The sequence below is a fragment of the Fontivita pretiosa genome (assembly GCF_050410795.1).
Lineage (GTDB): Bacteria > Planctomycetota > Phycisphaerae > Tepidisphaerales > Tepidisphaeraceae > Fontivita > Fontivita pretiosa.
Genome location: NZ_CP191258.1, coordinates 2,507,629 through 2,520,483 on the forward strand (window position 1 = coordinate 2,507,629; position 12,855 = coordinate 2,520,483).

The window sequence follows — 12,855 nt, forward strand, 5'->3', positions numbered from 1 at the left end:
CTCGACGCGATGAGCATTCGCCCCGCCTCTGCAAGTCAGACGCGCGCCGGGCAGGTGCTGATGGCCTATCTTCAGCCGCTGGCCTCGCTGCGATTCACCGTCGTGCTGCTGGCGCTGAGCATGGTGCTCATCTTCGCCGGAACCACCGTCCAGAGCGAATTGAGCATCTGGGATGTACAGAAGCGCTACTTCCACACGTGGTTCACGTTCATCGAATGGCGGCTGTTTTTCCCGCTGTGGGAATGGGGCAACAAGAACATCCCCGGTGCGATTCCTTTTCCCGGCGGATACACCCTGATCAGCCTGCTGTTGATCAATCTCATCGCCGCACACGCCCTGCGCTTCAAGCTGAGCTTCAAGCGTTCCGGCATCTTGCTGATTCACTCGGGGCTGATCCTGCTGCTGGTCGGGGAGCTGATCACCAGTGTGTATCAGGTCGAGGGGCAGATGGTGCTGGATGTCGGCGGCAGCTCGAACTTCACCTCCGACATCCGGCAGGTAGAGCTGGCGGTGATCGACCCTTCGCCGGCGGATCATGACCAGGTGACCGTGATTCCGGGCGCGCGGCTGATGCACAAGGGGACGATCCAGCACCCCAGCCTGCCGTTTGCGATCCATGTGGAGGAGTTCTACCCCAACAGCGACGTTGTCGGTCCGATGCAGCCCGGCGCGGCGCAGGCTCGCCGCCCCACCGCGGGCGTGGGCCGACAGATCGGCATCGTGCCCCGTCCCAAAGCCACCGGCACGCAGGCGCAACAGGTCGATCAGCCCTCGGCGTTCGTCACGCTGATCAGCAACGACGGACAGAACCTGGGCACTTACCTGGTTTCCACGCTCACACTGCTGCCGCAGTTTCCGCAGATCCACGAACCACAGCCCGTCCGCGTCGGCGACCGGCAGTACTGGATTCAGCTCCGCTTCAAGCGCGAGTATCGTCCGTACACGATCCACCTGAAAAAATTCACCCATGACCGCTACACCGGAACCGACATCCCCAAAAACTTCGCCAGCCTCGTCAGACTCGTCGATGAACGCAACAACGTCGATCGCGAAGTGCTGATCTGGATGAACCACCCGCTTCGCTACGCCGGAGAGACGTTCTACCAGGCCAGCTTCAAGCCCGGCGACCAGACTTCGATCCTGCTGGTGGTTCGCAATCCCGGCTGGCTGCTGCCGTATATCTCCTGCACGATGGTGGGGGTTGGAATGCTGGTGCATTTCGGCATGCACCTGATGCAATTCCTCGGGCGCGTGCGCAACGCCGCGCCCGGCGGGCAGAAAAACAGGCATCCAAGCGCAAGAGGAAAGGACCGTCCCACCTGGATCCCCGCCGCCATCGTCTCGGGCATCTGTATTCTGTACCTGCTGTCTCTGGTTCGTTCGCCCGCACAACCGCCCGGCTCCTTCGACCTGAACCTGTTCGGCAGGCTGCCGGTCAGTTTCGATGGCCGAACCATGCCGCTGGACTCGCTGGCGCGCAACAGCCTGCGCATCGTCAGCGGCAGGGACACACTCTCCACTGAACAGGGCAAACGGCCCGCGATCAACTGGCTGCTGGATGTGTTTGCCCGACCGGATCGAGCTGTCGAGTACAAGGTCTTCCGCATCGATCATCCGGACATCAAGAGCCTGCTGGGCCTGAGCGATGACGAAAAGCGGTTCTCGATCGGGCAGATCACCCCCAAACTCGACAAGCTTCAGGAGCAGTTCACGCTGGCCTCCGGCGTCGAGCGAAACCGCCGCGATGCCTATCAACGGCAGATTGTTGAGCTGGCCGAGCACATCATCCTGTTCAACCGACTGCGGGCGCTGGATTCGCTGCTGCTCTCGCCGCCGCTGGTCAGCGACCAGTGGCGCAGCTTCGGCGAGGCGATCCGCGCCGTGCGCCACGACAACCTCCGTGATCCGGGCAGCGAGTCGATCCAGGCGATGCTCGAGGCCTATCACAACGGCATGCCCGAGCAGTTCAACGCCGTCGCCAATGCGTACTGGGATCTGATCCGCCAGCGGATGCCCACGCAGGCCCAGAAGCTGGGTGTGGAAGTTCTGTTCAACCGCGCTTCGCCGTTCACCAGTGGCATGGCGTTGTACGTGGTCGTATTCCTGCTGGCGATGGGAAGCTGGTTGAAGTGGCACGGTCCGCTGGCGCGGGCGGCGCTGTGGACTCTGGTGGTGGCGCTGGTCTTCCACACGCTGGGGCTGATCGCGCGCATCTATCTCCAGGGACGCCCGCCGGTCACCAACCTGTATTCCTCGGCGATTTTCATCGCGTGGGCGGCGGTGGCGTTCTGCGTGGCGCTGGAAGTCCTGTACCGCAACGCCGTCCCCAGCGCCGCCGCCGCTGTTGTGGCTTTTCCCTCCCTGCTGATCGCTCACTACCTGGCGGGCGACGGTGACACCATGCGGATGCTCCAGGCGGTGCTGGACACCAACTTCTGGCTGGCTACCCATGTGGTGGTCATCACCCTGGGCTATACCGCAGCATTCCTGGCGGCGACGCTGGCGGCGGTGTACATCGTGGGCGGCGTGTTCACCCGCGCCCTGCACGCCGACGCACGCAACACGCTCACCCGCATGGTCTATGGCGTGGTCTGCTTCGCCATGTTGTTCAGCTTCGTGGGCACGATCCTCGGCGGGATCTGGGCCGACCAGTCCTGGGGCCGATTCTGGGGCTGGGATCCGAAGGAAAACGGCGCGATCCTGATCGTCCTGTGGATTGCGATCATTCTACACGCCCGCTGGGGTGGGCTGGTACGCCAGCGCGGACTGATGTGCCTCTCGGTGGTCGCCGGCATCGTCACCAGTTGGAGTTGGTTCGGCACCAACATGCTGGGCGTGGGGCTGCACAGCTATGGTTTTATGGACTCGGCGGTGACGTGGCTGGCCCTGTATGTCTTCAGCCAGATCGCGATCATTCTGGTGGGCAATCTTCCCATAAATATCTGGCGTAGCTACAGTTCTGAGATGGCCACCGCACAGGCTCCCGCCACCTAACAAAAACCTTCTTCATTTTCGATCTTTCCCCTTGTCGTCCGGTAATTGTTAGGGTATACATATACCTAACACACGGCGCGGCCACGCGCTGGGCAAGGAGCGCCCCCTATGACTACCGTCCGACACATCGAAAAGCTCTGGCGAGACAAGCTGTACGCCAAGCTCCTGCGGCAGATGCTGAGCGGCCGGCCCGAAGCTTCGCTGCGACTGGAACTGGAGCTGAACGGCCCGGTCCCGGCCGCTGCCATGGCCCTGCTGCGGCTGGATGAGTTGGGGCAGCCACACGTTCCCCTGTATGACAAGCTTCTGCGCGCGGTGCTGACGGCACAGGAACCCGACGGCGGCTGGGGCGATCCGATGACCACCGCGCTGTGCCTGCGAGGGCTTATGGCCGGGCAGGGCGGCGGGGCTGCGATCGAACGCGGATTGACGTATCTGGCCCAGTTGCAGAAGTCCGAAGGCATCTGGCCGAAGGTTCCCCTGCGCCGCATGCCCGCCGATCCGTTCGTCTCCGCCTTTGTTCTGCTGGAGCTGGGCGACCACGAGCGCTTCCGCCAGTCGGTTCGCTTCGCCGACGCACTCAACTGGTTCCAGGTTCATCAGCACGCGCTGGATCCGGAGACGCGCCGCCTCTGGGATCACGCCTCCATCCGCTGCCGGATCCATCGGACCTGCGATGTACAGTCGATGTTGAGCTGGTCGTAGAACGCACAAGTAGCCGCAGGTGGTTCAAAATCTGCAAACCAGAAATATCCGGATCGGCGTCGCATCGCCGCGATCGCCGGTGGTTGGGCTTCATGCCTCGCGCATGAAGTATTCTTCCTCGAGCTGTTCCAGCTTCTGCGTAAGGGCCTGAAACTGTTCCTGAAGGGCCTTGGCGCGGGAAGGGTCGCGGAAGTGCCCGGCGTCGCCGAAGCGGGCCTGACACTCGGCAAGCTCCTTTTCGGTCTGATGAATCTGCTCTTCGAGCTGCTGGAGGCTCAGCCGACCGAACGGGCGTTTGTAGGGGTTGTCTCGCTGCCTGCCCGCAGCCGCTTGAGGTTTGGTGGTCGGCTGCGGTTTGCGGCCGGTCGTGCTCGACGGCGTTGCGATGGATGAAGCCGCAGAAGCAGGCATCTGGCGCTGCTTTTCCAGCCAGGCCCGATACCCGCCGGCAAAATCGATCACTTTCGGCGGCTGGAGCACGAGCATCCGCTGGATGATCTTGTCCAGGAAGTAGCGATCATGACTGACGCACAGGATCGTTCCTTCAAAGCCGCGCAGCGCGGTCTCCAGTGCCTCGCATGAGGCGATGTCCAGGTGGTTGGTTGGCTCGTCCAGCAGCAGCACATTGGGTTTGTCCAGCAGCAGCTCCGCCAGTGCCACCCGCGCCCGCTCGCCGCCGCTGAGCACGCCCATGGGCTTATACACGTCGTCGCCGCGGAACAGCATCGCCGCCAGCGTGTCGCGCAGCTCCTTTTCCCTGATGTGCGGTCGATCGCGGCCGACCTCTTCCAGGATCGTCAGCTCCGCCTCGAAGTCATCCAGCCGCTGATCGTAATAGCCGATGTTCAGGTTCGCCCCCCACTGCACATCGCCGGCATCGGCATCCTCCTGGCCCATCAACACACGCAGCAGGGTCGTCTTGCCCGATCCGTTAGGCCCGATGATCCCCACGCGCTGCCCTCGCGTGATCTGGAAGTGAACATCCTGCCAGAGTTGTTTGCCGGGGTATGACTTGCTCAGCTCGCGCACGCTCAGCACGCGGTCCCCGGCGCGCTGGTCGGTGTGCAGCCGGATGTGGATCTGCCGGGCCGCGGCCACCTGTTCGATCATCGCCTCACTGCTGAGCAGACGCTTAAGCCGCTTGTTGCGCCCCCTGGCCTGACGCGCTCGCTGCCCGGCGCCGAACCGGCGGATGTACTCCTGCTGTTTGGCGATGTACTGCTGTTGCTGTTCATAGGCGCGCTGCTGGGAAAGCTCCTGCACCTCACGCTGCTGGACAAAGGCCGAGTAATTCCCCGGAAAGCTGGATAACTGCCGTCGCGTCAGCCAGACGATCCGCGTGGCCAGGCGATCCAGCAGGAAGCGGTCGTGGCTGATCAGCAGCACCGCCCCGCTGAACCCAAGCAGGTAATTCTCCAGCCACTCGATCGCCGACAGGTCCAGGTGATTCGTCGGCTCGTCCAGAAGCAGCAGGTCCGGTTCACTGAGCAGCAGCTTGGCCAGCGCCAGGCGTGACCGCTGCCCGCCGGAAAGCGTCTGGACATTCTGTTCCCACGTCGTCGGCTCCAGTCCCACGCCCTGAAGCATCGCCTGGAGCCTGTGCCGCCAGGCGTAACCCCCGGCCAGCTCGAACTCATGCTGAATCGCCTGATACTGCCGCAGCGTTCTCTCAAGCTGCTGTCCGGACTGCCCCGCCATGGCGTGTTCGATCTGGCGAAGCTGCTGCGACAGCGCATGAAGCTCCGCAAATGCCAGCTCCGCCTCGTCCATCACGCTGTTGGCAGACTCGAAGGTCGCATCCTGCGGCAAATACCCGAGCCTGATCGACTTCGCGAGGCTGAGCGTTCCGGCATCGGGCAGGATTTGCCCGGCGATGATCTTCAGCAGCGTCGTCTTGCCGCTGCCGTTTTCACCGATCAGCCCCACCCGCTCGCCACGATCGATCCAGAAATTCAGATGCTCGAACAGCACCCGCTGTCCGAAGGTCTTTTCGATGTTCTCCAGCGTCACAATCGGCACACCGCAAGAATAGCTGATCAGCCCACCGCCGACGAGGCGCAGGGACCCATCACCGGCACGTGCAGCGGATCGGACTGGCGGCTATACTGCCACGCCCGTGCCGATGGCCATGGATGTCAAACAATCGCAGGGGCTGCCGCGGCTGATCGTCTCGCGACAGGCGATCCTGCACAACGTGCGGGTCATCCGCCAGCAGTTGCGCCCGGGAACCAGGGTCTGCGCGATGGTCAAGGCCGACGCCTACGGACACGGTGCCGACATCATCCTGGACACGCTGACGAATTTCAGCTACGAGGGCCTGCCCACGCCCGCGGTCGATCAGGTCGCCGTCGCCAGCCTCGACGAGGCCGCCGCCCTGCCTCAGATGCTGCCGATCCTGGTTTTTCGTGCCATCGAGAACGTGTATGTCGGCAAGGCACGCGAGGCGATCGAGACGGCGCTTCAGTTCGGCTGGATCCTCACGATCGGCACCTGCGCCGCCGCCGACGACCTGGCCCGCATCGCACTGCAGCGCAACCGCCGGGCGATGGTTCATGTCATGATCGACACGGGCATGTCCCGCTGCGGCTGCGAGCTGGCGCGGCTTGAGGAGCTGCTGGCCCGGATCGAATCCCACGGATCGCTGAAGCTGGTCAGCCTTGGCACCCATTTCGCCACCGCCGATGTCCCGGATCATCCCTATGTCATCGAGCAGTTCGCCCGTTTCCGGCAGGCCACGGATGATTTCGCCGCCTCGCGCAGCGGCAAGCTGATCCGTCACGCCGCCAACAGTGGCGCGATTTTCTTCTTCCCGCACACGCACCTGGACATGGTCCGTCCGGGAATCAGCCTGTACGGCATCGATCCCACGTGCAAGCCCAGCACCGACCGTTTTCTCAAGCCCGCCGCCAGATGGACCGCGCCGCTGATTTCGATTCTGGAGGTCAAGGCGGGCACGAGCGTGGGGTACGGACAGACCTGGCACGCCCCGCGCGACACGCGAATCGGGCTGGTGCCCGTCGGATACGCCGATGGATATCTTCGAGCCTGGGGCAACCGCGCGATGATGATGCTGCACGGAACCGAAGTCCCGGTCGTCGGACGCGTCAGCATGGACCTGACCACCATCGATCTGCATGATGTACCGGCGGCGCGGATTGGCGATGAGGTCACCGTCATGGATGATGATCCACTTTCCCCAGCAAGCGCCTATGCACTGGCTCAACTGGGGCAGACGATACCGTACGAGGTGCTGACGAGGATCGGCCCGCGGATCAAGCGTGTCGCAGTGGACACCACCGCGTGATCACGCCAGGCGAATCGAAGAAAGGAACGACAACAACCATGGCATACAACGGTTTTGACATCAGCGGCAGAGTGGTTTTCGTCACCGGCGGAACCAGCGGCATCGGACGGGCCATCGCGCTGGGCTGTGCCCAGGCCGGAGCGAAGGTCATTGCCGGGTCCACCAATCCTGACAAGGTCGCCGCCATCAAACGCGAGCTTGGCGCCGGCCACGAGGCCACCCAGATCGACGTGGCCGACGAACAGAGCGTCAAAAACGCCCTGGAGCTGGCGCGCGGCCGGTTCGGGCGCATCGACGCGGTGGTCAACGCCGCCGGCATCATCAAAAAGCAGCCCTCGCTGGAGATGCCCGTTGAGGAGTTTGAACGGATCATCCGTGTCAATCTCACCGGCAGCTTCATCGTCGCGCAGCAGGCCGGGCGAATCATGAAAGACCAGCAGCCCGATGCCCAGGGGCTGCGCGGCTCGATCACTTTCATCGCCTCGCTGACCAGCTTCATCTCCCTGAGCGAAGTTTTGGCTTACGCGGCCAGCAAGAGCGGCGTGCTGGGCCTGACGCGGGGACTGGCCAACGAGTGGGCGCAGTACGGCATCCGGGTCAACGCCATTGCCCCGGGCGTGTTCCCCACCGACCTGAACCGCCCGCTGATCGAAGGCACCGAACGCGGCGCCTGGCTCAAAAAACACACCCCCATGGGCCGATTCGGCAATGCCGAGGAACTGGTCGGCGCGGCCATCTATCTCATGTCGCCGTCCGCCAGCTATACCACGGGGCATACCTTGCTGGTCGATGGCGGCTTCATGAGCCGAGGGGTGTGAATCATCGCCGGACGGATGGCTGAATCTGCGCCGGGGTGGCGGCCCGCGCCCCGGCCAGGCAAAGCAGCGAGATGGTCCGCTGCGCCGCGAACTGCTGTTCGAGCCGAACGCGCTGTGCCCGCAGCAGATCACTGCGCGTGATCATGCCAATCACCTGCCCCGGTTGGGCACGGCGGATCACCGGCAGTCGGCCGATGTCGTGGTTCACCATGTGATCTGCCGCCTCACGCAGCGTGCAGTCGTCGTAGACGACGATCGGCGGGCGGCGAATCAGGGATTCCAGTTTCACCTGGCCCGGGTTTACCGGATCCAACAGGTTCCGTCGGGTCAGGACACCCAGAAGCTTCCCCTTCTCATCCAGAATCGGAAACCCCTGGTGCGAGGTTCCGGCAGCGTGCGAGTTAATCCATTCGCGCACTTCGGCCAGCGTCTGGTCGCCGCGCAACGCCACCACGGTGGCGGAGCAGGCGTCGCGCACCAGCACTTGATCCAGAAAATCGGCGGCGTATTCCGCCGGCACGCGCACACCACGCCGGGCGATCTTCTCGGTCATGATCGAGTTGCGCATGAGCAGACAGGAGATCAGGAACGAGGCCGAGCACCCGCCCAGCAGAGGCAGCAGTCCCAGTGGCTGAAGCGTGGTCTCAAATGCGAAGACGACCGACGCCAGCAGCGCACGGGAGGCCCCCGCGAAGATCGCCGCCATGCCCACCAGCGCCGCAACGCGCAGATCCACGCCCGCACCGGGCAGCGCCCCTGCCGCTGCGGCCCCCAGCAGCGCCCCGATTGCTCCGCCGATCGTGAACAGCGGCGCCAGCGTGCCGCCGCTGGTGCCGCTTCCCAGGGCGATCGACCAGGAGGCGAACTTCATCAGGCACAGGATGCCGACCGCGCCCAGCGCCAGTTTCGCCGAGATGATGTCGCTGATGTTGAAGTACCCCACCCCAAGCGTGCGCGGAAAGAAGTACCCCACGACGCCGACCGCCACCGCGCCGATCGCCGGCCACCACATCCAGTGCACCGGCAGCAGCTCGAAGAGGTCTTCGACTGCGTAGACGATGCGCGTCACAAGCACTGACGCGGCACCGATCACCGCCCCCAGCAGGACATAGACGGCCATTGCCTGGCCGCTCGGCTGGGACAGGTCCGGCATGGCGAAGACCGGCGCCACGCCGTGGAAGACCATGCGGGTGGCGGCGGCGGTGGTGCTGGCCAGGGCGACGGGAATCAGCGAGCGCGGACGGAACTCGAACAGCAGCAGCTCGACGGCGAGCAGCACCGCCGAGACCGGGCTGCCGAACGTCGCGGACATACCCGCCGCCGCCCCCGCTGCCAGCAGGGTCTTTCTCTCGGCGGCGGTGGTGCGCAGCAGTTGTCCGATCAGCGAGCCCAGCGCTCCACCGGTCGCGATGATCGGCCCCTCGGCGCCGAAAGGACCGCCCGTGCCGATCGCCACCGCTGCCGACAGCGGCTTGAGGAACGTCATCCGCGGCGGAATCCGGCTCTGGTTCAGCAGCACCTGCTCCATGGCTTCGGGGATCCCGTGCCCGCGGATCGCGCGGCTGCCGTAGCGCGCCATCAGCCCCACTACGATGCCACCGATCACCGGTACCAGGATCACCATCCACCCCAGCTTCTGCGTCGTGGGCGTCGCGCTCTGGAACGAGAACCGTCCGTAGAACGAAACGTTCGTGAACAGCGCGATCAGGTGAACAAGAACCTCGGCCAGCAGCGCCGCGGCGACGGCCAGCACGATCGTGATCGCACACAGCAGCACGACACGGGAATCGATCAGCGAGCTTCGCGGCGGAACCCCCGCTTGGGCCAGCGCCGGGCCGATCGACACCGACACAGGCAGACCCTCCGTGGTCAAAGCCATTTCGACATCATGGGGTGGAAGCATGCTCGGTGTCTGCTATAGGGCAAAGGCGTCATCCGCCACAATCGGGGTATCACCTAACAGTCCTCATCAGCCTCAGCCTGGGCGCGGCGCTGCTGACAGCGGCGAGGTCAATTCCTAAGATGGCACTCCAGCGTTTTGTTCTGTGTACGGGATGGAGCAGCCATGCAATACACCAACCTCGGTCGCACCGGTTTGAAAGTCAGCCGCCTTTGCCTGGGGACGATGAACTACGGTCCGCATACCAGCGAGACCGAAGCCTTCGCTCAGATGGACAAGGCGCTGGAGTTGGGAATCAACTTCTTCGACACCGCCGACGTCTATGGCTGGAAAAAGGGCGAAGGCGTCACCGAACAGATCATCGGGCGATGGTTCGCGCAGGGCGGCGGACGACGCGAAAAAGTGATCCTGGCCACCAAAGTGCATGGGCCGATGAACCAGGATCCGCAGGATCTGGTGATGGATCGTGGCCTGAATGCCCTGAAGATCCGTCGCGCCTGTGAGAACAGCCTCAAACGGCTCAGAACCGACTACATCGACCTGTACCAGATGCACCACATCTGGCGAGATGCGCCGTGGGAAGAATTGTGGCAGGCCTTCGAGCTGCTCGTGCAGCAGGGCAAGGTGGTGTACGTCGGTTCGAGCAACTTCGGTGGCTGGCACATCGCCACCGCCAATCAGGAGGCGCGGAAGCGGAATTTCATGGGGCTGGTCAGCGAGCAGAGCAAATACAGCCTGCTGTGCCGCACGATCGAGCTGGAGGTTCTGCCGGCGTGCAGGTACTACGGGCTGGGCGTGATCCCCTGGAGCCCGCTGGATGGCGGCGTGCTCGGGGGCATCCTCAGCAAACAGAACAAGGGACGAACCGCCGGCGAACAGGCGCAAAAACGCCTGGAAAAAGTCCGCCCGCAGATCGAACGCTTCGAGGCGTTTTGCAGGGAGCTTGGCGAGGAACCGGCCAACGTGGCGCTGGCGTGGGTGCTGGCCAACCCGGCCATCACCGCGCCGATCATCGGCCCGCGGACGATGGACCAACTTACCGGCTGCCTGCGCGCCCTGGAGATCAAGCTCGACGAAGCCGCGATGAAGAAACTGGACGAGATCTTCCCCGGCCCCGGCGGGCCCGCGCCCGAAGCATACGCCTGGTGATGAAGGCACGTAATACGGGCAGGAATCGCCGCCGAGGCGCACAGTTGCATTCAAGCCAGCGGCCAGCCAACCACGCCTGACGACTGGCCGCGGTCATCCTGTGCGCCTCATTCTTCGTCCTTCTTTTTGCCGATCCTGCCGATCTGCCGGCCGATAGTGCCCAGCCCTTTGCCGATTCCTTCGCCGATCTTTTTGACGCCGGTTTCGGCTGTCTTTGCCGTCTGCTGGACGGTGCCACCGCCGACCAGCACCTCAACCTTCGGCTCGTTGAGGCTGCCGGTCACGTGATAGGCCAGCACCCGATCCGTCACCATCGCGATGGCCCCGCCGACTTCCTTGCCGAGCATGGCCTGGACCTTTTCGATAGGCCCGCCGTTGAGCGTCAGGTCCAGCCGCTGGTCCAGCCCGATGCTGCCCTTGCCGCGCGCGGCCACCACCTCGCCAACGTATTCCAGGTCCGTCAACTGAATCGCATCGCCACGAAAGCTGAACGCCGCGTGGATGCGTTCCCTTGGCGGCGGCGGCTTGCCACCGGCGGCAATCGGCACCTTCACGATCTTCGCCGCCTGCGCGATCCGCTCCGACAGATCGTGGATAAACGGAATCTGCACCAGCCGCGCCTCGGTCACCGCCAGCGTGCCCCAGCCCCACTCGCTCGGCAGCGGCTGCGATGCAAACTCCGCCCAACGCCAGGGCTGCGTCGATGGCTGCGTCGCCGGAGGCTGCACCCTGGCGGCGACGACCTTCAGCGGCGCCGCCGCCACGATCTGCGCATCCACCTTCCCGGCCAGCTTCAGCGGCTCGCCTTCCTTGCGCGACGCGAGCAAGTCCTGGAGCAGCATGCCCACGACCGTCAGCTTCACATCGGCATCCAGCCGTTCGTTCAGGACTGCCGAACCGCTCAGCCGCAGCGATCCATGCAGGGCGTCAATCTTCAGCTCCGACAGATCGATCCGCCCGTCGGCGAACCGGGCCGCCAGGTCGAAGTTCTCGATCGGGATGCGATGCTCGCCCAGCGTGACGTTGGCGCCACTGAGCTTGACCGCCGCCCGCAAATCGCCTTGCAGTGGCTGCATCAGCGGCATCGATCCGCTCACGTTCATCTCGAGCATGCCGCGGGCCTCGTATTGCCGCAGGATCTTCTGAAGCTGCGGCGGAAGGTAGTTCAGCTTCTGCTCGTCCAGATCGGCCAGCAGCTTGACCACGGCATCCTGCACGCGGAACGTGTCGAGGTTGAGTTGCCCGGCCACGCTCAGATCGAATACGGGCCTGCGCGCGATCGAGGTATCGAGCCTGTACCACCCCGGCTCGGCGGCGGGCTGGATGTCCAGCCGCGTGTTGATCTGATCCAGCTCCATCGGATCGGTGCCGGCAATTCGCGGGTCGTACACGATCCGTCCGTCGATGAGCTGCACCAGGCGCATCTGGAAAACGTCGCTGAGCCTGGGCGCCGGCTCCGGCGGCTGGGCGCGCGGCTGGCTTGCCGGCGGTTGCTCCGCCGCCGTCTCTTCCCCGCGCAGCAGGTTGGAAAACCCGATGAACTGGCTGGAATTCGGCTCCGTTGCGACCGCGGAAAACAGCGGCCTTTCCAATATGATCTTCTCGATCACGATCGGCTTGCCCACCTGCGGCACCTCCGCCAGCGTGATCGTCGCCTGTCCGCAGCCGATGATGTCGATGGTTCTTCCCGGGCTGGAGGGATCATCCGCCGTGAGTCGCAGGTCTTTCAGCGAAACCGTGCCCGGATACGTGTAATCCAGGTCGGTGAAGCTGAGCCGGGGGTTCAGGTACGAGTTGGCGATGAGCTGAAGCTGGTAGCCGATCCATCTTTCCAGCGCCCCTGAGCCGGATCGCCCGATGCTGAGAAGCACCACCGCCGCCGCGATCACCACGGCCGCCAGCAGTGCCCCGAGGATGGTCAGCCACCGCCGCTTGCGCTTCATGCCAATCCCCTGTTCGCTGCCCGCCCAATGGCGCCGGACAGA

8 protein-coding genes are annotated in these 12,855 nt (G+C 64.2%); 5 read left to right on the plus strand and 3 right to left on the minus strand.

What is annotated here, in order from left to right:
* Positions 1–9: 9 nt before the first annotated feature.
* Together ccsA and ACQS5P_RS10200 are read left to right on the plus strand one after the other, a co-directional pair.
* Positions 10–2,994 (plus strand): cytochrome c biogenesis protein CcsA, encoded by a 2,985-nt coding sequence (ccsA, locus tag ACQS5P_RS10195; RefSeq protein ID WP_428940785.1) that lies wholly within the window; start codon positions 10–12, stop codon positions 2,992–2,994.
* A 108-nt stretch (positions 2,995–3,102) separates the two neighbouring features.
* Entirely contained in the window at positions 3,103–3,699 is a 597-nt protein-coding gene (locus ACQS5P_RS10200; RefSeq protein WP_428940786.1) for a hypothetical protein, read from the plus strand.
* Positions 3,700–3,789: 90 nt separating this feature from the next.
* On the opposite strand, the gene abc-f is transcribed toward ACQS5P_RS10200, so the two are convergent.
* Entirely contained in the window at positions 3,790–5,718 is a 1,929-nt protein-coding gene (gene abc-f, locus ACQS5P_RS10205; RefSeq protein WP_428940787.1) for a ribosomal protection-like ABC-F family protein, read from the minus strand.
* Between the two features lie 109 nt (positions 5,719–5,827).
* Here abc-f and alr point away from each other — a divergent pair, with 109 nt between their 5' ends.
* Together alr and ACQS5P_RS10215 are read left to right on the plus strand one after the other, a co-directional pair.
* Complete coding sequence (gene alr, locus ACQS5P_RS10210) at positions 5,828–7,003, plus strand: alanine racemase (protein ID WP_428940788.1); 1,176 nt, start codon at positions 5,828–5,830, stop codon at positions 7,001–7,003.
* 38 nt (positions 7,004–7,041) lie between these two features.
* A complete protein-coding gene (locus ACQS5P_RS10215) occupies positions 7,042–7,821 on the plus strand; it encodes an SDR family NAD(P)-dependent oxidoreductase (protein WP_428940789.1) in 780 nt (259 codons plus the stop codon).
* 1 nt (position 7,822) lies between these two features.
* On the opposite strand, the gene ACQS5P_RS10220 is transcribed toward ACQS5P_RS10215, so the two are convergent.
* Positions 7,823–9,700 (minus strand): chloride channel protein, encoded by a 1,878-nt coding sequence (locus ACQS5P_RS10220; RefSeq protein ID WP_428940790.1) that lies wholly within the window; start codon positions 9,698–9,700, stop codon positions 7,823–7,825.
* A 186-nt stretch (positions 9,701–9,886) separates the two neighbouring features.
* Between ACQS5P_RS10220 and ACQS5P_RS10225 the strand changes: the two genes are divergently transcribed.
* Positions 9,887–10,870 (plus strand): aldo/keto reductase, encoded by a 984-nt coding sequence (locus ACQS5P_RS10225; RefSeq protein ID WP_428940791.1) that lies wholly within the window; start codon positions 9,887–9,889, stop codon positions 10,868–10,870.
* Positions 10,871–10,977: 107 nt separating this feature from the next.
* Here ACQS5P_RS10225 and ACQS5P_RS10230 read toward each other — a convergent pair whose 3' ends face one another.
* Positions 10,978–12,813: a hypothetical protein gene (locus ACQS5P_RS10230; RefSeq protein WP_428940792.1), complete on the minus strand. Its 1,836-nt coding sequence runs from the start codon at positions 12,811–12,813 to the stop codon at positions 10,978–10,980.
* Positions 12,814–12,855: the final 42 nt, after the last annotated feature.

Excerpts from the sequence above, each read along its gene's own strand:
- ccsA (WP_428940785.1), top strand. The coding sequence starts at position 10 with ATGAGCATTCGCCCCGCCTCTGCAAGTCAGACGCGCGCCGGGCAGGTG.
- ACQS5P_RS10200 (WP_428940786.1), top strand. The coding sequence starts at position 3,103 with ATGACTACCGTCCGACACATCGAAAAGCTCTGGCGAGACAAGCTGTAC.
- alr (WP_428940788.1), top strand. The coding sequence starts at position 5,828 with ATGGATGTCAAACAATCGCAGGGGCTGCCGCGGCTGATCGTCTCGCGA.
- ACQS5P_RS10215 (WP_428940789.1), top strand. The coding sequence starts at position 7,042 with ATGGCATACAACGGTTTTGACATCAGCGGCAGAGTGGTTTTCGTCACC.
- ACQS5P_RS10220 (WP_428940790.1), bottom strand. The coding sequence starts at position 9,700 with ATGGCTTTGACCACGGAGGGTCTGCCTGTGTCGGTGTCGATCGGCCCG.
- ACQS5P_RS10225 (WP_428940791.1), top strand. The coding sequence starts at position 9,887 with ATGCAATACACCAACCTCGGTCGCACCGGTTTGAAAGTCAGCCGCCTT.
- ACQS5P_RS10230 (WP_428940792.1), bottom strand. The coding sequence starts at position 12,813 with ATGAAGCGCAAGCGGCGGTGGCTGACCATCCTCGGGGCACTGCTGGCG.